This window comes from Enterobacter quasimori (genome assembly GCF_018597345.1).
GTDB lineage: Bacteria > Pseudomonadota > Gammaproteobacteria > Enterobacterales > Enterobacteriaceae > Enterobacter > Enterobacter mori.
In genome coordinates this window covers 645,395-667,005 of record NZ_JAHEVU010000003.1, presented here as the reverse complement: position 1 = coordinate 667,005, position 21,611 = coordinate 645,395, and the positions used below count along the sequence as shown (strand labels likewise).

The 21,611-nt window shown below is 58.4% G+C and carries 22 protein-coding genes; 9 read left to right on the top strand and 13 right to left on the bottom strand.

What is annotated here, in order from left to right; translation table 11 throughout:
• The first annotated feature begins 3 nt into the window (after positions 1-3).
• Genes KK102_RS15285 through KK102_RS15275 form a run of 3 tightly spaced genes read left to right on the top strand, consistent with a single transcriptional unit; the run spans position 4 to position 4,776 of the window.
• Entirely contained in the window at positions 4-1,407 is a 1,404-nt protein-coding gene (locus KK102_RS15285) for a TolC family outer membrane protein (protein ID WP_126544805.1), read from the top strand.
• On the top strand, positions 1,404-3,596 hold the full coding sequence (locus tag KK102_RS15280; protein WP_216357947.1) for a type I secretion system permease/ATPase: 2,193 nt from the start codon (positions 1,404-1,406) through the stop codon (positions 3,594-3,596). Before KK102_RS15285 ends, KK102_RS15280 begins: the two co-directional genes overlap by 4 nt.
• Before the next feature lie 10 nt (positions 3,597-3,606).
• Entirely contained in the window at positions 3,607-4,776 is a 1,170-nt protein-coding gene (locus KK102_RS15275; protein WP_152540067.1) for a beta-barrel domain-containing protein, read from the top strand.
• Here KK102_RS15275 and KK102_RS15270 read toward each other — a convergent pair whose 3' ends face one another.
• Positions 4,777-5,562: an AraC family transcriptional regulator gene (locus KK102_RS15270; protein WP_216357946.1), complete on the bottom strand. Its 786-nt coding sequence runs from the start codon at positions 5,560-5,562 to the stop codon at positions 4,777-4,779.
• A 97-nt stretch (positions 5,563-5,659) separates the two neighbouring features.
• Here KK102_RS15270 and KK102_RS15265 point away from each other — a divergent pair, with 97 nt between their 5' ends.
• Complete coding sequence (locus KK102_RS15265) at positions 5,660-6,079, top strand: nuclear transport factor 2 family protein (protein WP_216357945.1); 420 nt, start codon at positions 5,660-5,662, stop codon at positions 6,077-6,079.
• A gap of 45 nt (positions 6,080-6,124) precedes the next feature.
• Here the strand turns inward: KK102_RS15265 and KK102_RS15260 are convergent, their stop codons facing one another.
• Both KK102_RS15260 and KK102_RS15255 read right to left on the bottom strand, forming a co-directional pair.
• On the bottom strand, positions 6,125-7,306 hold the full coding sequence (locus tag KK102_RS15260) for an aminotransferase-like domain-containing protein (protein ID WP_216357944.1): 1,182 nt from the start codon (positions 7,304-7,306) through the stop codon (positions 6,125-6,127).
• 20 nt (positions 7,307-7,326) lie between these two features.
• A complete protein-coding gene (locus KK102_RS15255) occupies positions 7,327-8,214 on the bottom strand; it encodes a LysR family transcriptional regulator (RefSeq protein WP_216357943.1) in 888 nt (295 codons plus the stop codon).
• 97 nt (positions 8,215-8,311) lie between these two features.
• On the opposite strand from KK102_RS15255, the gene KK102_RS15250 reads away from it, so the two are divergent.
• On the top strand, positions 8,312-8,914 hold the full coding sequence (locus KK102_RS15250) for a short chain dehydrogenase (protein WP_216357942.1): 603 nt from the start codon (positions 8,312-8,314) through the stop codon (positions 8,912-8,914).
• Here the strand turns inward: KK102_RS15250 and KK102_RS15245 are convergent.
• The 7 genes from KK102_RS15245 to KK102_RS15215 all read right to left on the bottom strand — a co-directional run bounded on the left by KK102_RS15245 (position 8,908) and on the right by KK102_RS15215 (position 17,336).
• Positions 8,908-9,642, bottom strand: coding sequence for a class I SAM-dependent methyltransferase (locus KK102_RS15245; protein ID WP_216357941.1), 735 nt, complete (start codon positions 9,640-9,642; stop codon positions 8,908-8,910). The genes KK102_RS15250 and KK102_RS15245 overlap by 7 nt on opposite strands.
• A 126-nt stretch (positions 9,643-9,768) precedes the next feature.
• Positions 9,769-11,148: an amidohydrolase family protein gene (locus KK102_RS15240; RefSeq protein ID WP_216357940.1), complete on the bottom strand. Its 1,380-nt coding sequence runs from the start codon at positions 11,146-11,148 to the stop codon at positions 9,769-9,771.
• Position 11,149: 1 nt separating this feature from the next.
• Entirely contained in the window at positions 11,150-12,106 is a 957-nt protein-coding gene (locus KK102_RS15235) for a carbamate kinase family protein (RefSeq protein ID WP_216357939.1), read from the bottom strand.
• A complete protein-coding gene (locus KK102_RS15230) occupies positions 12,103-13,656 on the bottom strand; it encodes a xanthine permease (protein ID WP_216357938.1) in 1,554 nt (517 codons plus the stop codon). Before KK102_RS15230 ends, KK102_RS15235 begins: the two co-directional genes overlap by 4 nt.
• A gap of 11 nt (positions 13,657-13,667) precedes the next feature.
• Positions 13,668-15,083 carry a YlbE family protein gene (locus KK102_RS15225; RefSeq protein ID WP_185805599.1) on the bottom strand — a complete coding sequence of 472 codons (1,416 nt, stop codon included), beginning with the start codon at positions 15,081-15,083 and terminating at the stop codon, positions 13,668-13,670.
• Positions 15,083-16,624, bottom strand: coding sequence for an acyl-CoA synthetase FdrA (gene fdrA, locus KK102_RS15220; RefSeq protein ID WP_216357937.1), 1,542 nt, complete (start codon positions 16,622-16,624; stop codon positions 15,083-15,085). The genes KK102_RS15225 and fdrA overlap by 1 nt, the downstream gene beginning before the upstream one ends.
• Before the next feature lie 106 nt (positions 16,625-16,730).
• Entirely contained in the window at positions 16,731-17,336 is a 606-nt protein-coding gene (locus KK102_RS15215) for an ankyrin repeat domain-containing protein (RefSeq protein WP_024907675.1), read from the bottom strand.
• Positions 17,337-17,656: 320 nt separating this feature from the next.
• On the opposite strand from KK102_RS15215, the gene KK102_RS15210 reads away from it, so the two are divergent.
• Positions 17,657-18,586, top strand: coding sequence for a LysR substrate-binding domain-containing protein (locus KK102_RS15210; protein WP_216357936.1), 930 nt, complete (start codon positions 17,657-17,659; stop codon positions 18,584-18,586).
• Here KK102_RS15210 and KK102_RS15205 read toward each other — a convergent pair.
• On the bottom strand, positions 18,583-18,741 hold the full coding sequence (locus tag KK102_RS15205; RefSeq protein WP_014884952.1) for a YqaE/Pmp3 family membrane protein: 159 nt from the start codon (positions 18,739-18,741) through the stop codon (positions 18,583-18,585). The two genes, KK102_RS15210 and KK102_RS15205, sit on opposite strands and share 4 nt — an antisense overlap.
• Before the next feature lie 189 nt (positions 18,742-18,930).
• On the opposite strand from KK102_RS15205, the gene KK102_RS15200 reads away from it, so the two are divergent.
• Together KK102_RS15200 and KK102_RS15195 are read left to right on the top strand one after the other, a co-directional pair.
• Complete coding sequence (locus tag KK102_RS15200) at positions 18,931-19,452, top strand: rhodanese family protein (RefSeq protein WP_216357935.1); 522 nt, start codon at positions 18,931-18,933, stop codon at positions 19,450-19,452.
• A gap of 78 nt (positions 19,453-19,530) precedes the next feature.
• Positions 19,531-19,710: a YodC family protein gene (locus tag KK102_RS15195; protein ID WP_216357934.1), complete on the top strand. Its 180-nt coding sequence runs from the start codon at positions 19,531-19,533 to the stop codon at positions 19,708-19,710.
• A gap of 38 nt (positions 19,711-19,748) precedes the next feature.
• Here the strand turns inward: KK102_RS15195 and stpA are convergent, their stop codons facing one another.
• Positions 19,749-20,153, bottom strand: a complete 405-nt coding sequence (gene stpA / locus KK102_RS15190; protein WP_126544820.1) for a DNA-binding protein StpA — start codon at positions 20,151-20,153, stop codon at positions 19,749-19,751.
• A 492-nt stretch (positions 20,154-20,645) separates the two neighbouring features.
• On the opposite strand from stpA, the gene alaE reads away from it, so the two are divergent.
• The gene (alaE, locus tag KK102_RS15185) at positions 20,646-21,095 is read left to right on the top strand and encodes an L-alanine exporter AlaE (RefSeq protein ID WP_042716310.1); all 450 of its coding nucleotides are present in this window, start codon (positions 20,646-20,648) and stop codon (positions 21,093-21,095) included.
• Between the two features lie 32 nt (positions 21,096-21,127).
• Here alaE and KK102_RS15180 read toward each other — a convergent pair whose 3' ends face one another.
• Positions 21,128-21,472, bottom strand: coding sequence for a DUF2002 family protein (locus KK102_RS15180; protein WP_126544821.1), 345 nt, complete (start codon positions 21,470-21,472; stop codon positions 21,128-21,130).
• Between the last annotated feature and the right edge of the window lie 139 nt (positions 21,473-21,611).

Below are 21,611 nucleotides of genomic sequence, written 5' to 3'. Positions count from 1 at the left end.
GACATGGGAAAGAAGATGCCTTACTGGTGGCTCTCGTGCTGCCTGATATCTGTGCCCGCTCTAGCTGCCAACCCGGCGGGAACGATCAATGCCGAACAACTCAGCGAAACGCAGGAACTCCCCTCTTTGAACGGCCGCGTGGCCCCGGTGGCCACAAAAGCCGCGCCCGGCACGCTGCAGCTGGGCGAAGCCGTAAACCGTGCCGTCACCTGGCACCCGGCCATCAGCGAAGCGGTAGGTAAACTCTACCAGCAGAGCGAAAACGTGGACGTCGCCAAATCGAAATACTATCCGCAAATCAATGCCGGAATGGAGAACGGCTATACCCACGACGGTGACGACAACGGCTTCACGCCGTCGCTGGTGCTCTCCCTCTCGCAAATGCTCTACGACTTCGGCAAAGTGGCGAGCCAGGTGCGCGCCGAAAGCGCAGGCGTCGCCCAGCAGCAGGCTAACGTGCTGGTCAGCATTGACACCATCGCCCACGATACCGCCATCGCCATGGTGCAGGTTCAAACCTTGCAGCAGATGGTGGACACCGCCAAAGAGCAGCTTGATGCCCTCTCCTCTATCGGAAAGCTGACGAAGCTGCGCAATGACGAAGGGGCCACCTCACTCTCTGACGTGGTGCAGACCGATGCCCGTATCGAAGGCGCACGCGCGCAGCTGATGCAGTATCAGGCCAGCCTCGACAGCGCCCGCGCCACGCTGATGAGCTTTCTCGGCTGGGACAGTCTGAACACGGTCAGCAACGATTTCCCACAAAGTCTGGCGCGCAGCTGCGACATCGCCGAGCCGGACGATCGCCTGGTGCCCGCCGTCTTAGCCGCCTGGGCGCAGGCCAACGTCGCGCAGGCTAACCTTGACAATGCCAACGCGCAGATGACGCCGACCATTTCGCTTGAGCCCGAAGTGCGCCATTACCTCAACGATCGCTATGCGGGCAACGAAACGCGGGATCGCACCCAGTATTCCGCCTGGGTCAAAGTGCAGATGCCGCTCTATCAGGGCGGCGGCCTGACCGCCCGTCGCAATGCGGCCGGACACGCGGTCGAGTCGGCTCAGTCTACCATTCAGCGCACCCGCCTCGACGTGCGGCAAAAACTGCTCGAAGCGCGCAGCCAGGTAATGAGCCTGATGGCCACGCTGCAAATTCAGGGGCGTCAGGAAGCGCTCAGCGCCCGCACCCGCGAGCTGTATCAGCAGCAGTATCTCGACCTGGGCTCGCGTCCGCTGCTCGACGTGCTCAACGCCGAGCAGGAGGTCTATCAGGCGCGTTTCACCCAGCAGCAAACCGCCGGACAGCTGCATCAACTTCAGCTCAACTGCCTGTACAACACCGGGCGCTTACGCCACGCGTTCGATCTTGATAACCGCACCATCCAGACCGTGGAGATCCAGCCATGAAGCAACGTGATGTCCCACAGGGTGAACCCATGAAGGATGCTGCGCTGGAACAGTGGGCGCATGCGTTTGGCTACGTGGCAACGCGTTATCGCGTCGCCTGTTCCCCCGGTGCGCTGCTGGCGGGGGCGCCATGGCTGAAGGGGAAGCCGATGGTGCCGGCCCTGACGCAGCTTGCCCGCGAGGCCGGGCTGTCGTTCCAGCTGCTGACGGCCGATCGGCCGTCTATCAACAGCTGGCGTCTGCCGGTGGTGGTCGAGCTGAACGACGGAAAAATCGGAGTCATCGATCGCTTTGACGGGGAAGACACCCTCGAAGTGAGTTTTTTCGACGACACTGCGCACACGAACCGCCTGTCGATGACGGCAATGCTTCCGGCGATTCGCCACGTGATAGCCCTGCGTCCCCTGTCCGCCCTGAAGGACAGCCGGGTGGATGCCTATATCTCTAAATACCGCCCGGACTGGCTCTACCGGCTGGTGATGCGCGATCTTCGCCCCTACAGCTGGGTCATGCTCGCCGCGCTGTTTATCAACGTGCTGTCGCTTTCGGGGATCGTGTTTTCCATGCAGGTTTACGACAGGGTGATCCCGGCCCAGTCCTACCCGACGCTGTACGTTCTGACTATTGGGGTGCTGATCGCCACGCTGTTTGGTTTTGTGCTGCGCGTGGCGCGCGGGCACATTATGGATCTGCTGGGCAAGCGCTCGGATCTGCGCGTGTCGGATCGCGTCTTTGGCCATGCGCTACGCCTGCGCAACAGCGCCATCCCCCGCTCCACCGGCAGCTTCATTTCCCAGCTGCGCGAGCTGGAGCAGATCCGCGAGATGGTCACCTCCTCTACCATCTCCACGATTGTTGACCTGCCTTTCTTCCTCCTCTTTGTGGTGGTGCTGGCGATCATCGCGCCGCAGCTGGCGTGGATCGCCCCGGTCGCGGCGGTGATCATGGTGCTGCCAGGCCTGCTGCTGCAAAAGCGGCTGGCGGAGCTGGCGAAACAGTCGGCACACGAATCCACCCTGCGCAACGCGGTGCTGGTGGAGAGCGTGCAGGGGCTGGAGGACATCAAATTGATGCAGGCGGAAAACCGCTTTTTGCAGCAGTGGAACAGCTACATCCAGATCACCGCCGAGTCCGGCCTGCGCACCCGCGAGCTGACGCAGAACCTGATCAGCTGGGGGATGACCATTCAAAGTCTGGTCTACGCAGGCGTCATCGTGGTCGGCGCGCCGATGGTGATCGACGGTACCCTAACCACCGGCTCGGTGGTGGCCGCCTCAATGCTGGCCTCCCGCATGATCGCTCCGATGGCGACCCTTTGCGGCGTGCTGGCCCGCTGGCAGCAGGTGAAGGCCGCCAAAGAGGGGCTGGACAGCATTATGCAGCTGCCCACCGAGAACCAGCGCGAAGAGACGCCGATCCGCCAGGACGTGCTGCGCGGCCATTACCTGTTCGAGCAGGCGCAGTTCCGCTATCACCCGGAAGATCCCCGCATGGCGCTGCGCATCAACCGTCTGGAGATCAAACCCGGCGAGAAAGTGGCGATCCTCGGGCGCAACGGCGCGGGCAAGTCCACCCTGCTGCAGGCGATGGCAGGCGGGATGGATCTGGCGGGCGGCGAGCTGCGGCTCGACAACTTCAGCCTGCCCCATCTCGACGTGGCGGACGTGCGGCGCAACGTCGGCTTTATGACCCAGAACGCGCGGCTGTTTTACGGCACCCTGCGCGAGAACATCACGCTGGGTATGCCGCGCGCCACCGATGAAGAGATTTTTGAGGTGCTGGAGATATGCGGCGCGGCGAGCTTTGTGCAGAAGCTGCCGAAGGGGCTGGACTACGCGATTATGGAGAATGGCGTGGGGCTGTCCGGCGGGCAGCGGCAGTCCATTCTGCTGGCGCGCATGCTTCTGCGCGATCCGAATATCGTGCTGATGGACGAACCCACGGCGTCGCTTGACGAACACACCGAGCGGGAATTTATCCAGCGCCTTAACGCCTGGCTTGGCAACCGTACGCTGGTTGTCGCCACCCACCGCGTCCCGGTGCTGGAGCTGGTGGAGCGCGTGGTGGTGTTGAAAGAAGGGATGCTGGTGATGGATGCGCCAAAAGCGCAGGCCCTGAGCAACAGCCGCATGCAGCAACAGCAGCAGGCAACCGGACGGGAGTGGAAAAATGAAAATCAGTCAGCGTGACGTGGCCGCAATGGACGATCTGGATAACGCCCTCGACTCCGAAAGCGGCTACACCGGCGCGCGGCGGATCGTGATCTTCTCGCTGCTGATGTTTGTGGTGCTGGGCGTCTGGGCGTGGTTTGGCATGCTGGATGAGGTCTCAACCGGCTCGGGTAAAGTGATCCCCAGCTCGCGCGAGCAGGTCTTACAGTCGCTGGACGGCGGGATCCTCACCGAGCTGAACGTCCACGAGGGGGATCAGGTGCAGGCCGGGCAGGTGCTGGCGCGGCTTGATCCAACCCGTTCCGAATCCAACGTCGGCGAAAGCGCGGCGCGCTACCGGGCTTCACTGGCCTCCAGCGCCCGCCTGTACGCCGAGGTGAACGATCTCCCGCTGAAGTTCCCCCCTTCGCTGGCAAAATGGCCGGATCTGATTGCCGACGAAACGCGGCTCTACAACTCGCGCCGCGCGCAGCTGGAAGATACCCAGCGGGAGCTGCGCGCCGCGTTAGATCTGGCGAATAAAGAGCTGGCCATCACCCAGCGGCTGGTCAAAACCGGCGCCGCCAGCCACGTGGAGGTGCTGCGTCTGCAGCGGCAGAAAAGCGATCTGGAGCTGAAGCTCACCGACGTGCGCTCGCAGTATTACGTTCAGGCCCGCGAGGCGCTCTCCAAGGCCAACGCGGAGGTGGATATGGTTTCTGCGATCCTCAAGGGCCGTCAGGATTCCGTCACCCGTCTGACGGTAAAATCCCCGGTGCGCGGGATCGTCAAAAACATCAAGGTCACCACCATCGGCGGCGTGATCCCGCCCAACGGCGAGCTGATGGAGATTGTGCCGGTGGACGATCACCTGCTGATTGAAACCCGCCTGTCGCCTCGCGATATTGCCTTTATCCACCCGAACCAGGAGGCGCTGGTTAAGATCACCGCGTACGATTATGCCATCTACGGCGGGCTGCACGGCGTGGTGGAAACCATTTCGCCGGACACCATACAGGATGAAGCCAAGCCGGAAGTGTTCTATTACCGGGTATTTATCCGCACCAGCCAGGATTACCTGGTGAATAAGGCGGGCAGGCACTTCTCGATTGTGCCGGGGATGATTGCCACGGTGGACATTAAGACCGGCGAGAAAACGGTGCTGGATTATCTGATTAAGCCGTTTAACCGGGCGAAAGAGGCGCTGAGGGAGCGGTAGTCAATCGCCGGGTGGCGGCTTCGCCTTACCCGGCCTACATTGTAAAGCTGAGCGGGACGTGGGGAGAGCATCAGACCGCAACATCGCCCACTGCCCCGGCGTTTTACCGGTCCATGCTCTGAAAACCTCAATAAATGCGCTGACGCTGCTGTAGCCGCAGGACAGCGCAATCCACCCTACCGGCTTCCCCGCCGCCAGCCACTCCATTGCCCGCATGACGCGTGCCAGCTGCCGCCAGTTAACAAAGTTCATTCCGGTCTGGACACTAAACCGACGGTTGAACGTACGCACGCTCATCCCAGCATGAATAGCATGGCTCTCGACCGTCTGGTTATCATCGACAAACTGCAGCAAATGGCTGACCACGTTCTTCAGACGCGGATCCGTCGGCACGGGAAGAGAAAAGTGAGCCTGGGGCGTCAGGGCAAGCTCATCCAGCAGCAAAGTCAGCTTTCGCGGATCGTACTCGTTTTCTGCACCACATAAACGGGAAAACAGTGCATGAGTAAGATCGTCGGGCTCGAACAGCGCGGGCGCATCGGGAAGCCCTGCACAGCAGGCGGGGTCAAGATAGATAGCGCAGCCTTCTATCGCGCTTTCAGAAAAAGCGGCGTGCTGCTGACCTGGCGGGAGCCAGCCGATGTGTTTTGCCGGTACGACCGAGCGCGCCTGCAGCGTCTCAATGACCAGCAGACCCGTTGCAATGCGCCACAGCTGGCCGGTGCGATGACTGTGCCATGGCGTTCGATACCCGCCGGGATGACGGAGCGTTTCAAAACTGACCATCTCATTTTGACCGAAAATCGTTATTCATCGACGCATTACAGAAACTGCGCCGTCGACTGTCAAGGATAATGGTGGCTCAACGACACAAGGAGCCAACATGAGCATCATCACAACCCTGATAGCCCAGCCTGACAATATCCTACAGCGCGAAAAAATGGCGTGCCTGTTAAGCCGCTTGTTCAAAGGTGAATTAGATCCCGCAGAGGTGTTTACGCCCGATTACCAGCAGTACACGGATGGTCACGCGCTTGATTATCGGGGTTTTATGCAGCACCTGAACCACGTTCGCTCGCAGATCCGCGCGATCGCATTCAGGGTAGAAGAGCTGGCCTGTCACGAGAATCTTTTAGCAGACCGACACTGGGCTACGGTGACGTATCCTGATGGTCGCCAGACGGAATTAGAGGTGTATATGTTTGCCGCACTGCGCGAGGGGAAAATCTGTCGTATCCATGAAGTGACGCAGACGATCGGCGGCGATGCTTCAGACCTCACGCTCGCCCACGCCACGCAATAAGCTCACCCTGCGCGCACAACGGCAACTGCCGTTATGCGCGCTCTGTTACAGGGAGATCTTCAAACGTCGAACCGCTTCTTTTAGCTGCTCATCCGTTGGTGTGACGAATGACATGCGCAGCGTTGTCTGGTCCGGTTCATTGCAGTAGAAAAACTCGCCCGGCACAAATACCACGCCGTTGCTCAAGGTTTTTTCCAGCCATTTCGTCGTGTTGATGCCGTTGTTCATTTTCGCCCACAGGAACATGCCGCCCTTCGGCTTGTGGAACGACATCACATCGCCCAGCTCGGCCTCCAGTTCGGTTGCAAACGTCTGGTATTTCTGGCGATAGGCTTCGCGGATCGTTTTAATCTGATCGGCCAGACGGCCGGTCTTCAGGTACTCATACGTCATCAGCTGCGACAGCGTGCTGGTGTGCAGATCGGTGGTTTGCTTAAGGTTCACTACCGCGCGCTTCAGCCATTCCGGTACCAGCACCCAGCCTACGCGAGTCCCCGGCGCGAGAATTTTAGAGAAGGTCGAGGTATACACCACGTTCTCTTCATTGCCGATATCTTTGGCATGGGCAATTAACGGGCGGAAGACTTCATCGGTATAATTAATTTCGCTGTACGGATCGTCTTCAATAATCACGAAGTCATAGCGCTTCGATAATTCCACCAGCTGTTTACGGCGCGCTTCAGAAAGAGTTACCCCGCCAGGGTTGCCAAACGTCGGAACAATATAGACCGCTTTGATGGCTTTCTTTGCCACCAGGGCCTCAAGCTCATCCACCTTCATGCCGTCGCCGTCGGTGCCAACGGATTCAAAATTCGCCTGCGCCAGGCCGAAGACCTGCAGCGCGGCAAGATAGGTTGGACGCTCAACCACAACGGTGTCACCCGGGTTGATTAAGGCACGCGCCAGCACGTCAAGCGATTGCTGCGAGCCGGAAGTAATCACGACATCATCGGCCTTACAGGCGATACCGCGCCCCTCGCAGATGCGTTTAATTTCCTCGCGCAGTCCCGGGACGCCTTCCGTCAGGCCGTACTGGAACGCCTCGCCAAAATGCTGTGATAAGACGGTATCGGCAGCAATTTTAAGCCCTTCGCGATCGAACAGATCGGGATTAGGAATCCCCCCGCCCAGCGAAATGACGCCGGCCATTTTGCTATGTTTTAATAATTCACGGATGGCAGATGATTGCAGGCCCTGCGCGCTGCTGGCGAGTTTGTTTGCAGACATTCTTTGATTACCTTCTTTTTTTATATTGTGCCCAATCTTAGCAGAATATGGGCGATAAATTCCGTAAGCTTAGGCAGTTGACGTAAATCCTGACGCCACAGTAAATGCACCGGCCTTGGCGCGGGCGTGAACGGCTCCAGCACCCGCACCAGCCTGCCGCTTGCCAGCTCTTCCGCCACCAGCACTTCCGGTTGCAGCAACAGCCCCGCCCCGGCCCGCGCCGCCATGCGTAAGCCGTAGCCGTCGTTACATCTTAATATCGCATCCCGCTTCCAGCGCACCTCCCCTTCCACGCCCGGCAGCCGCCACTCGTTGCGTGCCGTCCACACCGTGTGCGAAAGACACAGATGATCCACCAGATCGTCTGGCGTTTGCGGCGTGCCGTGTCGCGCTAAATAGTCCGGTGCGGCGCAGATCACCATGTTGTAGGGGCACAGGTATTTCGCCACCAGATCGTCATTACGAACGTCACCAATGCGAATGGCCAGATCGACGCCCTCCTCCACCAGATCGACCATCCGGTTGGTGAGATCCAGCTCAATGCGTACCTCCGGGTAGCGCTGTAAAAAGGTTGCCGTCAGCGGGGCGATCACGCAGCCGCCAAACGACGTGGGCGCCGTGACGCGCAACGTTCCGGCAGGTGCAGCACGCAGCCGTTCCACCGCGCTTTCGGCGATGGAGACCTGCTCCAGCACCCGCTTCGCCTCGTCGAAATAGACGCGTCCGGCATCCGTCAGGCTCTGACGGCGCGTGTTACGCTCCAGCAGGCGTGTGCCGAGCTGTGCTTCCAGCAGCGCAACGTACTTGCCCACCATCACCGCCGACATCTCCAGCCGTGACGCTGCGCCGGTAAAGCTGCCGCTTTCCACCACCGCAATAAACGTCTCCATACCGCGTAGCTTATCCATATTCCGAACCTCTGGTTAGCAATCTTCTAACGTTAGCCCAGTTTATCTGACTTTTTATTTATTAAAGAATGAAGTCTCACAACAGAAGGAGTCAGCTATGAAAATCGTCATTATTGGTGCCAGCGGTACGGTCGGTCGTGCGGTAACGGAAGCGCTGAGTCGTCGCCACGAGGTCATCCGCGTCGGTCGCACGCAGGGCGACGAGCAGGTGGATATCACCTCGCAGGCGAGCGTTCAGGCGCTCTTCGAGAAAATCGGTCAGGTGGATGCGATTGTGTCCGCCAGCGGTGGCCTCTACTTCGGCCCGCTCGCGACCATGAAAGACAGCGACTTTAACCAGGGCCTGCAGGATAAACTGCTCGGGCAGGTGCGCCTGGCGCTGACCGGCCAGCACTACCTGAATGAAGGCGGCTCGATTACGCTGATAAGCGGAATTGTGGCGCACGAGCCGATTGCGCAGGGCGTGAATGCCACCACGGTAAATGCGGCGCTGGAAGGGTTTGTGCGCGCTGCCGCCTGCGAGCTGCCGCGCGGGATCCGTATCAACCTGATTAGCCCGACGGTACTCACCGAATCCGTCGAAGCGTACGACGGATTCTTCCCGGGCTTTGAGAGCGTTCCCGCCGCGACCGTGGCGCAGGCCTACCGTCGCAGCGTGGAAGGCGTGCAGAGCGGACGCGTGTATAAAGTGGGTTACTGAGCCTTACGGGCGGCGATCAGCACCAGCATCGGGCGCTCCGCCTCTTCGGCCAGCGCGGGCCAGGCGTCAATCTGCGCCTGCGCTGGCCCCCACTCGTTGACCTCGCTTATCGTTAATCCAGCCCTGATGAGCGCGTTAAGCGTGGTGCCCAGCGTGCGGTGGTATTTGATCACCCCGTCCGCCAGCCAGTTGCTGACGCGCTGGCCTTCGTCCTGATAATGATTCACGCCCCAGAACCGCTCGCCGCTATCGTCGGTCAGCCAGCCCTGACGGGTGGCGCAGGTGTAAATGGGGTGCTCCATGGAAAAGACCAGGCTGCCGCCGGGCTTAAGCGCGCGCTGAACCTTCGCAAACAGGGTATCCAGCTCCGGCAGGTAGTGCAGCGCCAGCGAGCTGTAGACCAGATCGACGCTGGTTTCGTCGAGGCTGAGAGAGTCCAGATCGCTACGCTGATAGTGAATCAGTGGGTCCGCGGTAAGCTCCGCTGCGCGGGCGAGCATCTTTTCGGAGATATCAACGCCCGTGACGTCAGCAGCGCCCAGCTCCCTCGCCGCGCGGCAGAACCAGCCGTAGCCGCAGCCGAGATCGACAACCGATTTGCCGGTTAAGTCCGGCAGCATGGCCTTAAGCGCGGGCCACTCCGGCGCGCCGTCCAGCCCCTGCACCGAACGCGGAAGCTGGGCGTAGCCTTCGAAAAATGCCGGGTTGTCGTAGATGTTTTGTGCCATGGCAGATCCCTCTTTAAGAATGCGACGCCCAGTATAAAACATTGCCGGGTGGCGCTGCGCTTACCCGGCCTACAATTTGAGGGTTTCAGTAGGCCGGGTAAGGCGAAGCCGCCACCCGGCTCGCGTTTATCCCACCGTACCCCAGACCAGATTTCCTTTATGGAACGTCGCGGTACGCGGGGAAATGCGCGCCACCGCTTCGGCGGAACAGGAGGCATCCACCAGCACAAAGCTGGCGTCGTCCTGCGCTTTCGGCCACACGCGCTCGCCTTTGTCGTTCAGCGGCAGCACGTCGCCGGTGGCGATACCGAGCGCGCGGGAGAGCGTCTGCTCGTTGGGGCGGATGTAGAGCTGCGCATAGAGATTCGCTTTTTCCAGCATGTCCCCCAGACCGTACGGCGACCAGTGGTCGATTACGCTGTCGGTCCCCGTCATCACAAACACGCCCTTCTCGCGCAGCTGCTTCAGCGGCATATGCAGGGTGCCAATCGGCACGGTGGAGGCGATGGTCACCTGCTGCGCCGCCATGCGGGTGGCGATCTCATCCACCTGCTGCTCGTTGAGCGTCGCCAGCGCGAAGGCGTGGCTGATGGTGAGTTTCCCCTTCAGCGCCGGCGTTTTCTCCACGGTTTCGACCATGTAGTTCACCGCCGCCACGCCCGCCGGGCTGGTTTCGTGCAGGTGAATGTCCACCCCTTTGTCGTAGTCCAGCGCAATCTGGAACATGGTATCGAGGGATTTCTCCATCGCGCCGTCAACGTTGGTTGGATCCAGCCCGCCCACGTAGTGCGCCCCGGCCTGCATCGCCTCGCGCATCAGCTTTTCAGAATTCGACAGCAGCAGCCCGTGCTGCGGGAAGGCGACGATTTCGCAGTCAAAACCCGCTTTGCGGCGCGCCAGGACCGCCTGCAGGTTTTCCAGGTTTTTCAGGCCGGAAACCGGCTCAATGTTGCAGTGGCTGCGGGCGATGGTGGAGCCTTTCGACTGGATCAGATCGATCAGCTTTTCCGCACGCTCCTGGGTGTAGGGCTGCAGCTCGGGCAGCAGCTTCTGCTCAAGGCGGATCATGTCCTGAATCGTGGTGCCCGCTGGGCGGTTGAGGGATCGCCACGGGCCGCCGTAGAAGGTTTTATCCAGGTGGATGTGCATGTCGCGCATCGCCGGGAGCATCAGCTTGTTGCCCGCATCGTAGTGCGGCAGCGTGGCGTCGGCATGGCTTTTGTTGTCGCGCAGGGCGACGATCTTCCCGTCCTTGATTTCCAGCGTTTTCAGCTCGGTGCGGGTGCTCGTCGCCACGCTGCCGTCAAAGTTGAACCCGGCTTCGAGCAGCACGTTGTCCAGATAGTAATGTTTTGCGGTGATGCTCATCGGTTTGCCGGTCTCGCAGGTTGGCTTTGCGGAGTCAGCAGCATACGCGACGGAGCCGGTGGCGCCAAACAGCGCGCAGGCGGTGACCATTTTGCCGCTCTGGCTGATAAACTCGCGACGGCTTTTATTTTCACTCATCTTATCTTCCTTCATTAACGATATGGGTGCCGGTTTCTCCACGCAGCGCCGCGGGCAGGCAGTCTGGAGAGGTGATAATCACCCGCCTGCCGCCGTGTTTTAAAAATTCCAGCGAGGCGACGATTTTGGGCAGCATGCTTCCTGCCGGGAAGTGGCCTTCCTCCATATAACGCCTCATCTGCGCCACGTTAACGGTGTCCAGCGCCTGCTGGTTTGGCTTGCCGAAGTTGATGCACACCTTCTCCACGCCGGTGGTAATCACCAGCACGTCGGCGCGGATCTCGCGTGCCAGCAGCGCGGTAGAGAGATCTTTATCAATCACCGCGTCGACGCTCCGGTAATCCCCCTGCTCACTGCGAACAACGGGGATCCCCCCGCCGCCCGCGCCGATCACCACAAAGCCTTTTTGCGTCAGCGTCTTGATGGCGTCGGCCTCAACGATGCGCAGCGGCTGGGGTGAAGCCACCACGCGACGGTAGCCCCGACCGGAATCCTCAACAAAATGCCAGTCCGGGTGCGCGCGCTGCAGCTCGTCGCGCTGCGCCTCGCTGAAGAACGCGCCGATAGGTTTCGTCGGGTGCGCAAAGCCGGGATCGTTTTTATCCACCTCCACCTGCGTGACGACCGTGACCGCTTTTTGCTCCCCGCGCACGGCCAGGCAATTGTTGAGCGCCTGCTGGATCAGGTAGCCGATACCGCCCTGGGTGTCCGCCACGCAGTTTGCCAGCGGGGTCAGCGGCAGTCCTTCCCGCTCGTGGGCGATTTCGGCACGGCGCAGATCCAGCCCCACCTGGGGGCCGTTGCCGTGGGTGAGCACGATGTCATAGTCGGAGGCCAGCATTTCCAGCACCGACTCTGCCACCGCTTTCACCGCCTGCGCCTGATGTTCAACCGACTGGCTGGCGTTGTCTTTGATAATGCTGTTACCGCCAATGGCGACAACCATAAGCTCTTTCATACGTGCTCCTTCGCAACGGTACCCGGCGCAGCGCTCGCCGCTTCGCGGCTATCCAGCACATGCTTCACCACAAACATGCCGCCCATCATCAGATACGCGGTGACGAACATCAGCGAACTGCCTTCGGCAAAGCCCACGACCGGAGCGTGGATCACCCCGAACAGCGCCAGCAGTGCCCCGCCCGCCGCGGCCACGGCGCCGCGCAGCGGTTTGTTGATGATGGCGAAAATGGCGATACAGCCCCACAGCATGCTGGCGAGCGGTGCCCCGTTCCCCAGATGGACTAATCCTTCGTAGTAGATCCCTTTACTGTGCAGCACGTCGGTACCGATTTTGGCGGCATTCGTGCCCGCCGCGCCCATCACGCTGTTCATCATGGTCAGCGCCCAGTTGGCGATCCACGGGAACAGGCAGATGAAGATGACGGGCACCTCCACTTTGGGCGTTTCCCTCACCACCTGGTTGGCCGTCACGACGCCGATAAACACCAGAATCGGCACGATGGCGGTCATCGGTATGATGGCGAGCATAAACGCCCCCAGCCCGAACAGCGGCACGATGAACATGGTTACGCCGGAGGCCAGCGTATAGCCGATGCTCGCCCCCATCGCTTTCCAGCCGGGATGGCCGACGTAGACCGTCACCGGGAACGGGTTCCCCATCAGGCAACCGAGCATGGAGGCCAGACCGTTCGCCAGCATCACCTTGCGGGTCGGGTATTCATCCCCCGCCGCGTGGGCGCTTTCGATGTTTTCCAGGTCAAAGATGTAGTTCGCCAGCCCCAGCGGTACGGCAGAGGCAAGATACGGCAGCGCGTGCGGCAGGCCCTGCAGGAAGCCTTCTATGTGCACCTGCGGCGGGTTAAAGCCGAAGGATGACATGGACGCTTTAATCGCTTCCGGGCTTTGCAGACCCGAGAGCCACGCTAGCGCCGTTCCTGCAACCAGCAACAGCAGGCCGGTCGGGATTTTGGCGAAAATGGGCTTTTTACCGAACCAGTTAATAAAGATCAGCAGCAGCACGATAAACGACACGGTCGGCGCTTCGAACGCCTGCAGCATCGGGTTCATCGCCAGCAGCAGCAGGCCCAAACCGGACAGGCACGACAGCAGCACGGTGCGCGGGATCATCTTGCGGATGGTCTCCCCCAGGAACGAACCGCCCGCCAGGATCATCGCCTCAACAAAGCACCACACCAGGCCAATCTGAATGGCGAAATCCGCATCGCCCGTTTGCTGGTACACCGGCATCAGCACCAGGAAGGTCACGGTAAAAATGGACGGCGCGCTGGGGCCGGACGGCAGCGCGGTGACATCCGTTCGCCCGGTGGCGCGCGCCATTTGCATGCCGAACCAGGCGTAGCAAATACTTGCGACCAGCACCGCCAGCCCGAAGGCCGGCGCGATGCGCCCATAAACAATCTCCTTCGGGATGCCGACGACAAAAATGAGCAGCCCCATCATGGTCAGCAAATTGGTCAGGTTGTTGGTCATCAACCCGAAATACGCCGCCCAGTCACCTCTTTTCCACTCCAGTTTCATGTTTTTCATGGATGCTTGCCTTATAAAAAGTAGCGATCGCGGAAGGTCAACAGCGCCTTTTCAAAACAGCTAAACGGCGGGTGAACGATGCCCGCCCCAATCATGCCGATGCCCGCGTCTTTATGGGCAATGGCGGTGTTAATGACAGGCAGAATGCCGCTGCCCGCGACTCTGGTGATGTCGATGGCGGTTGGGATGCCCATAAACGAGAGCAGCGGAATGGTGACGTTCGGGTTTTCGCCGAGGGTGATTTCGCGCATCTGGCGGGAGAAGTCGATGGCTTCGTCCACCGTCCCACCCACCAGCGCGACAATCGCCGGAGCCGTCGCCATCGCAAAGCCGCCGATGCCGTAGGTTTCGGTGATGGCGCTGTCGCCGATATCCAGCCCGGAGTCTTCCGGCTTATAGCCCGCGAACATCGGGCCGATCACCTGCTGCGCCGGGCCGGTGAACCACTGCCCCGGCAGGCCGGAAATGCGCAGGCCAAACTCGTAGCCGTTGCGCGCCATGGTGGTAACCACGGTGCTGTACTCAATCCCGTGAGCGGCGTCCAGCGCGGCCTTACACATCGCCATCCACGTCGGGCCGGAGAAGTAGTCGCTGCTGGCGACAAACTCAAATACCTCGCGCTGCTGCGCCACCGGATAGCCCGCCTGGATCAGCCCCGGCGTCAGCGCCTGGATCAACAGCGTGGTGCCCGCGTTGTTGCGGTTATGGCACTCGTCGCCCATGTGCAGCGCCTGGGCCAGCATCAGCCGCAGGTCGATTTCGCCGATAATCTTCATCGCATCGCGCAGCATCGGACCGAGCACGTCGCGCATCCAGTTCAGGCGGTCGATGACGCTCTGGTCGTTGGCCCCCATGCGCAGGATCTTCGCCATCTGCTCGCTGAGGTTAGTGAAGGCGCGGTTGCCGTAAGTTTTGTTCTCAACGATGTGCATAAACATCGACGCGGAGGTGACGCCCGCCATCGAGCCCACGCAGTCGTGCTCGTGGCACGGCGAGAACGTAATATCCCCGGAGGCGGCAAGCCGTGTCGCGTCGTCCAGATCTTTCGCCAGCCCTTCAAACACCAGCGCCCCGGTGACCGCGCCCTTCATCGCGCCGCACATGTTTTCCCAGGAGACAGGCGGACCGGCGTGCAGAATGGTGGTGCGGGTCATCCCCGGCACAACGTTAATCGCCTGGTCATAGCCCACCAGCACCGGATGGGACTGAATAATGCGCTCAAGCGCAAGCTTGTTGGCGGCGGCGATCTTCTCCGCCAGCGGTTTTTCCGCCAGCTGGTCGAGCGCCTCAACGACCTGCATATTGCCCTGCCCCGGCGGAGTCCAGTCGAGCTGGGTGACGGGTACGTGCTGTTTTTTAAGATCGTCGCTGAACATCGCGATGCCGACGTTAATGACGTTCAGCGGCTGGTTGAATAAGGTGGTCATTATGCGTTCTCCCCTTTGCAGACAAATTCGCGTGCCAGTAATCCGGTATTGGTACTGCTGCTGGCCCAGATGACGCCTGCGTCGGTCAGCAGCTGGCACTGCTGCGCCAGCGACTGCGGATCCTGGTCGGTGCCGAGCACATAGCCGAGGATTTCCAGCGGACGGTTATCGGCCTTTGCAATTGCCTGCGCCTCTTTAATGGCGTCGAGCATCACGCCGACCGGATCCTCGTGCGCGCCAAAGCCCAGCACGAAGTCCATCACGATGACGCCCACCTCCGGATCGCGCGCCTCCTGCAGCAGGCGACTGATGCGGTTGGTCGGGTCGATCATCGGGTGCGGCTTGCCGTTGGTGAAATCGTCGTCGCCAAAGTCGAGGAAGGTGTGGGCTTTACTGACGCTGACGTCCTGCAGGCGTTTAGCGGGATCCGGCTGGATATTGCTGTAGACGTCGTCGAATTTCGCTAGCGCCGCGAACATCGCCTCGTCGCACAGGGTGCCGCCGCAGAACAGGCCGCGAATGTACTTCTGCTGCGGAGTCAGGCGGGCGCGCACCTCTTCAATCAAAGGCCAGTTGAGCGGATGCAGATCAAGGGACTCTTTTTTGATGCCGGTGAGCAGGACCGCCTTCAGGGCTGCCTCTTTGGTGCCGCGCGCAAACTGCAGGCCGTCTTCATCGGCGGGCGGTTCGCTGCGCCCGAGGAAGCAAACAACCACCGGCTTGCGGCAGGCGCGGGCGCGGGCCAGCACCTTTTCTGCCACGGCAGGCGCCGCTGGTTTGGAGATCAGCGCAATCACCTCTGTGCCCTCGTCGGCTTCCAGCATGTCGATGGCGTCGAGCATCATCAGACCGCCAATTTTCTCGCTGAGATCGCGCCCGCCGGTGCCAATCAGCTGCGACACGCCGCCGCCGAATTCGTGAATGCGCACGCTCAGCTCCTGGCTGCCGGTACCGGATGCGCCGACGATGCCAATCGAGCCGCGGCGCACCGCGTTAGCAAAGCACAGCCCCGCGCCGTTGATGATGGCGGTGCCGCAGTCCGGCCCCATCATCAGCAGCCCTTTCTGGTGCGCCAGCTGCTTCAGCGCCAGCTCGTCGTCGAGCGACACGTTATCGGAGAAGAGCATTACGTTGAGATCGTTTTCCAGCGCCTGACGCGCCTCGCGGGCGGCGAAGGTGCCGTTGACGGAAATCACCGCAAGGTTGCTGTCCGGGCGATGGGTTTTGGCGCTGGCAATCGTCGCGTAGCGCGCTTCATGGGAACCTGCGCTCTCTTTACGCGTGAACAGCGCTTCAATAGCGGCCAGCGTTTCATCATTCGCCGCGTCGCCTTTAATCACGATCATCAGGTCGCCGTTTTTGGCTTCCGCTAATTCCGGCGTTAATAGCCCGAGGTTTTTTAATACGCCTTTATTCATCTCCGTCGCCATGGCCACAAACGCCTGGTCGACGCCTGGCAATTTATTGGCTTTGGTGGAAACGGACATTAATGACACCGAATCAAAATACGTATTCTTTTTTATAACGATTTTGGTTGGCATTGTTTTCTCCTGAATACGGATAAAAGGGGGCCGCCGTCGTGCAAAATGCACGTCGGTAAAAATACTTTTGAATTAACGGCCAGCCGGAAATGACTGGCCGATTGCTTTACGCGCCCGCCGCCAGCAGCAGGTCGGCAATCTCAGTGAAGCCTTTCTCCCGCGCCAGCTCGAGCGGGGTTTTGCCGTATTTGTCGGTCATGTGCGGGTTCGCGCCGTGATCCAGCAGCAGCTTCACGATCGCCTGCTGCTTTGCGCCGCCGTCGTTTAGGACGATGGCTTCCAGCAGCGGCGTCCAGCCAACAAAGTTGGTGTGGTTGACGTTGATATCGGTTTTTTCCAGCAGCTCGCGTACGATCTCCACGTGCCCTTTTTCACTGGCTGGCGTAATGCCCACGCCGCCAAAACGCGTCAGGCGGTCGAGATCCGGGTTCGCGGGCAATACCAGCCGCAGGAGAGTTAAATCATTCGTCAGGCAGCTAATGAGGAAAGGGTTAAAGCAGGTCTGGTCCTGTTTATCAATATCCGCTCCGGCGGCAATTAATAACTCTACGCAGGCATAATGTTTTTTCAGGCTGGCAATAATAACGGCGGTTCTTTTCTGGCGGTTGGTGGCGTTAATATCCACGCCTTTCTCCAGGCAGGCTTTTAGCGCATCGCTATTGCCTTCCTCTGCCGCCAGCAGAAATTCAGTAACGAGTTCAGTTGCAGACATATTCAGACTCCTGATGTTTTTATTTCTGTTGACCTGAGAATAGCAACAGCCTGGTCATAAAAGAATCCGCTTAAAAATGATTCATCGACAGTCAATTCATTGTTGAGTTAAATTCAACAAACCGGTCAAAACGTGCGTCTGTGCAACCTTTTTCTTATGTTTATCTGCTTTTTAGCGCCCGAGACTGCATTATACTTATGCCTGAGGAAGCCTTACGTACCAGGGCTTTCAGCAAAGAGTCAGAACTGTGATCGGCTTCAAATGCGTTGTAACAACGCTGTTAAAATATGTTCAAAACTGATGGCTGAAGGGAGAGATATATGAATTCCATCTTTACCGAAGAGAACCTGCTGGCCTTTACTACCGCCGCACGCTTCGGCAGCTTCAGCAAAGCCGCCGCCGAGCTGGGCGTCACCACGTCCGCCATCAGCTACACCATTAAGCGCATGGAGACCGGGCTGGACGTGGTGCTGTTTGTGCGTAACACGCGCAGCATTGAGCTGACCGAGTCCGGCTTTTACTTTTACCGTAAGGCCACCGACCTGCTTAACGACTTTCACGCCATCAAGCGCGGGATTGATACCATCTCACAGGGCATCGAGGCTCGGGTGCGCATCTGTATTAACCAGCTGCTGTATACGCCGCGCCATACCGCGCGGCTGCTGCAGGTGCTGAAAAAGCAGTTTCCCACCTGTCAGATCACCGTCACTACCGAAGTCTACAACGGCGTCTGGGATTCTATTATCAACAACCAGGCCAATATCGCGATTGGCGCACCGGACACGCTGCTCGACGGCGGCGGGATTGATTACACCGAAATTGGCGCCATCCGCTGGGTCTTTGCCATCGCACCGGAACATCCGCTCGCCTTTGTTCCCGAACCGATAGCGGAGAGCCAGCTGCGCCTGTATCCGAACATCATGGTGGAAGACACCGCGCATACCATTAATAAGAAGGTTGGCTGGCTGCTGCACGGGCAGGAGGCGATTCTGGTGCCGGATTTCAACACCAAATGCCAGTGTCAGATCCTGGGGGAAGGGATTGGCTTTTTGCCGGAATACATGGCGAGAGAGGCGGTGGAGGATGGACTCCTGGTGACGCGGCGCATTAACAACCCGCGTCAGGACTCGCGCATGCTGCTCGCCACGCAGCATGCCGCGACCGGTCAGGTGACGCGCTGGATCAAACAGCAGTTTGGTCCAGAAGGCGTGCTGACCGGCATCTACAGCGATTTACTCTGGCGTGCTTAGCTTTTGGTCTGGACCCAAAACGCGTGGATAAGACCCGGGATGTATCCCAGCAGGGTCAGAAGGATGTTGAGGATAAACGCCCAGCCAAACCCTTTGCCAAGCAGTACCCCCAGCGGCGGCAGGATAATCGTAAAAACAATACGCCAAAAACCCATAACAGACTCCGTGCAAGCTAACCAATTGAAAATAAAAAGAGACTATCTCTAAGCATAGCCAGTTTACCGCTTGCTGCCAGGACGCTCTTGCGCTTTTACCTGCCTTTACCCTCTTTACACTGGCTTAAGGCATCCATTAAGTGCTCTACTTGTCAGACCTATTCCGATGAGTTGCTGTAAGGAAACACGATGCCTCTTGCTCTTATTACGCCACAGCAGGCGAATGCGCTTATTGCTGAGGGCGCAAGACTGATTGATATTCGCGATACCGATGAATATGCCCGTGAACATATTGCGGTTGCCCAGTCCGTACCGCTGGATACCTTACCTGCCGGGCTTACAACAGCGCCCGGTGAAACGGTGATTTTTCATTGCCAGTCCGGCGCACGGACAGCAAACCATGATGCCCGCCTGGCCCAGGCAGCATCACCCGCTCAGGCCTTCGTGGTTGAGGGTGGCATTCAGGGCTGGAAACAGGCCGGGCTGCTGACCGTCGAAGATAAATCACAGCCTCTGCCACTGATGCGGCAGGTACAAATTGCAGCGGGGCTGCTGATCCTGCTCGGCGTGGTGCTGGGCTACACGCTCTCAGGCGGCTTTTTCCTGCTGAGTGGTTTTGTAGGGGCGGGCCTGCTGTTTGCCGGTCTGACCGGTTTTTGCGGGATGGCGCGGCTGCTGAAGATCATGCCGTGGAACCGTCGTACCTCGTAAGCAGTACCAGACCGTTTAATGCTGTACCCATTGCACGACGTGGGCTAAGGTGAAGATCGCTAAATGAGAGGAGGTACTATGTTTTCTGTCGGTGATTATGTGCAACCGCGTCAGGGCGGCCCAAAACTGAAAGTGCTCGACGTGAAGGGCGACAGCATTGTGGTCGTGCAGGCCAGCAATGAACAGGGCGAGACATTTACCCTGAAAGCCGCAGAGGTGACGTTATATACCGAAGCGGGTGATTTCGGCGTCTGCTGATCGTGTCACCGGGCGGACACGTCCGCCCGGCTCAAGGCTTAAATCAGGAAATCATCCAGTGTCTTACCGTTTGCCAGCGCATTGGCAATCGGCTTTGGCGTTCGGCCCTGGCCGGTCCACGTTTTCTCTTCGCCATTCACATCAATAAAGCGATATTTCGCTTCACGCACTTTGCGTTTTTTCGCCGGTTTGCCCGCCAGCGCGCGTTCGGTACCGAGCAGATCGGAAGGTGAAATACCGTCGGCTTTCATCCGTTCCAGCAACGCATTAATTTTATCCTGCTGCTCTGCACGTTGCTGCTCCAATTCCGACTGCTCGTGTTGTTTTTCTTCAACTACGATCCTGACCTTCTCCAGCATTTCTTCAAGAATGTCGAGGGATAATTCACGCGCCATTGCACGCAGCGTACGGATATTATTAAGATTCTGTAACGTCAAAGACATAATAATTAAAAACCTTTTCTTTGGAGTAAACCGGAATTCAGCCGACAGAATAATTCATTTTGCAAACAATATCTACCCATCAGCGTGACAGGACAATTTTGTAAATATTTTAAAATAAATTATTTATATATCTGCCGAGAGAACCGCATGCGTCTCGGAAATGAATTTCCGCATCAATATATACGGTTACCTTTAAGCCAAATTGTAGAATATCACGCGGCCCACAGAGTAGCGGTTACGCCCCCTGAACCAATACCACATAACAAATTGATTTATAAACACAAAAACACATCAAGGAGAGAAAATAACGAAGCGGGCAAAAAACAGACAAATTTAGAGCATTTTGTGGAAAAAACGCCCACAAATAAAAATTTATCACTAGTTGTTAGTTCATAGCCAGAGAGATACGCTATACACGTCAAACAAACCAATCCAAATCACTAAGATTTACCGATAAAATATCACCTTTTGCGCTTCTCAAGGAGTTCAGACATGTTCTCACCGCAATCACGCCTGCGCCATGCGGTAGCGGATACCTTCGCGATGGTAGTCTACTGTTCCGTCGTCAACATGCTGATTGAAATTTTCCTCTCCGGAATGACCTTCGAGCAGTCACTTTCATCTCGTCTGGTGGCCATCCCGGTCAACATCGTTATTGCCTGGCCTTACGGATTATATCGCGATGCGATTATGCGCTTTGCCCGTCGCATTAGCCCGGCAGGTTGGGTTAAAAATCTGGCCGACGTGCTGGCGTATGTCACATTCCAGTCACCGGTTTATGTGGCTATTCTGCTGACCGTGGGCGCAGACTGGCATCAAATCGCGGCGGCTGTCAGCTCAAATATCGTGGTTTCGATGTTAATGGGTGCGGTCTACGGCTACTTTCTCGACTACTGCCGCCGTCTGTTTAAAGTCAGCCAGTACAGCCAGGCAAAAGCATGAGGTGAGGCGACTGGCTCATGCCAGTCGCAGACTTACTGAATGTCGCCAAACAGTCCCTTCAGAAAACGCTCCAGCGCCATCCGTGAACTGAAACCGTGCGGAATACCATAATGCTCATGCGTCTCTCCGCCTAAATAGAGCGGAAATTGCTGATAATGATCGCAGGTTTTAATTTCCGAGGCAGGCTCAGCAAAGGACAAACTTCTGTCTTTCAGGGTCGGATGAATAATGAGAGCGGTGCGCCCCATTCTCGCTTCACGGTTTACGTAAACATAATTCTCGCCACGGCGATATCCATACGCTTTAGATGTCACCTCATCCATGGTGAACCCCTCTTTTTCAAGAACGCGCGCCACCTCATCGGGTCGTAAATACATATCTCTTCCTCGTTATCTTTTCCTGCCCGGCAACCTTACAGTATTCAGCATTAGCAGGGCTTTCAGAATATTCCATAAACTGTTCAATAAGCCGTGACTCGCTTCAGATATTAAATTTCTGAACTAAACTGAACGGGAA

Bases quoted from the DNA above. Each gene is read 5' to 3' on its own strand.
- KK102_RS15285 (WP_126544805.1), top strand. From the start codon at position 4: ATGGGAAAGAAGATGCCTTACTGGTGGCTCTCGTGCTGCCTGATATCT.
- KK102_RS15280 (WP_216357947.1), top strand. From the start codon at position 1,404: ATGAAGCAACGTGATGTCCCACAGGGTGAACCCATGAAGGATGCTGCG.
- KK102_RS15275 (WP_152540067.1), top strand. From the start codon at position 3,607: ATGGACGATCTGGATAACGCCCTCGACTCCGAAAGCGGCTACACCGGC.
- KK102_RS15270 (WP_216357946.1), bottom strand. From the start codon at position 5,562: ATGGTCAGTTTTGAAACGCTCCGTCATCCCGGCGGGTATCGAACGCCA.
- KK102_RS15265 (WP_216357945.1), top strand. From the start codon at position 5,660: ATGAGCATCATCACAACCCTGATAGCCCAGCCTGACAATATCCTACAG.
- KK102_RS15260 (WP_216357944.1), bottom strand. From the start codon at position 7,306: ATGTCTGCAAACAAACTCGCCAGCAGCGCGCAGGGCCTGCAATCATCT.
- KK102_RS15255 (WP_216357943.1), bottom strand. From the start codon at position 8,214: ATGGATAAGCTACGCGGTATGGAGACGTTTATTGCGGTGGTGGAAAGC.
- KK102_RS15250 (WP_216357942.1), top strand. From the start codon at position 8,312: ATGAAAATCGTCATTATTGGTGCCAGCGGTACGGTCGGTCGTGCGGTA.
- KK102_RS15245 (WP_216357941.1), bottom strand. From the start codon at position 9,642: ATGGCACAAAACATCTACGACAACCCGGCATTTTTCGAAGGCTACGCC.
- KK102_RS15240 (WP_216357940.1), bottom strand. From the start codon at position 11,148: ATGAGTGAAAATAAAAGCCGTCGCGAGTTTATCAGCCAGAGCGGCAAA.
- KK102_RS15235 (WP_216357939.1), bottom strand. From the start codon at position 12,106: ATGAAAGAGCTTATGGTTGTCGCCATTGGCGGTAACAGCATTATCAAA.
- KK102_RS15230 (WP_216357938.1), bottom strand. From the start codon at position 13,656: ATGAAAAACATGAAACTGGAGTGGAAAAGAGGTGACTGGGCGGCGTAT.
- KK102_RS15225 (WP_185805599.1), bottom strand. From the start codon at position 15,083: ATGACCACCTTATTCAACCAGCCGCTGAACGTCATTAACGTCGGCATC.
- fdrA (WP_216357937.1), bottom strand. From the start codon at position 16,624: ATGCCAACCAAAATCGTTATAAAAAAGAATACGTATTTTGATTCGGTG.
- KK102_RS15215 (WP_024907675.1), bottom strand. From the start codon at position 17,336: ATGTCTGCAACTGAACTCGTTACTGAATTTCTGCTGGCGGCAGAGGAA.
- KK102_RS15210 (WP_216357936.1), top strand. From the start codon at position 17,657: ATGAATTCCATCTTTACCGAAGAGAACCTGCTGGCCTTTACTACCGCC.
- KK102_RS15205 (WP_014884952.1), bottom strand. From the start codon at position 18,741: ATGGGTTTTTGGCGTATTGTTTTTACGATTATCCTGCCGCCGCTGGGG.
- KK102_RS15200 (WP_216357935.1), top strand. From the start codon at position 18,931: ATGCCTCTTGCTCTTATTACGCCACAGCAGGCGAATGCGCTTATTGCT.
- KK102_RS15195 (WP_216357934.1), top strand. From the start codon at position 19,531: ATGTTTTCTGTCGGTGATTATGTGCAACCGCGTCAGGGCGGCCCAAAA.
- stpA (WP_126544820.1), bottom strand. From the start codon at position 20,153: ATGTCTTTGACGTTACAGAATCTTAATAATATCCGTACGCTGCGTGCA.
- alaE (WP_042716310.1), top strand. From the start codon at position 20,646: ATGTTCTCACCGCAATCACGCCTGCGCCATGCGGTAGCGGATACCTTC.
- KK102_RS15180 (WP_126544821.1), bottom strand. From the start codon at position 21,472: ATGTATTTACGACCCGATGAGGTGGCGCGCGTTCTTGAAAAAGAGGGG.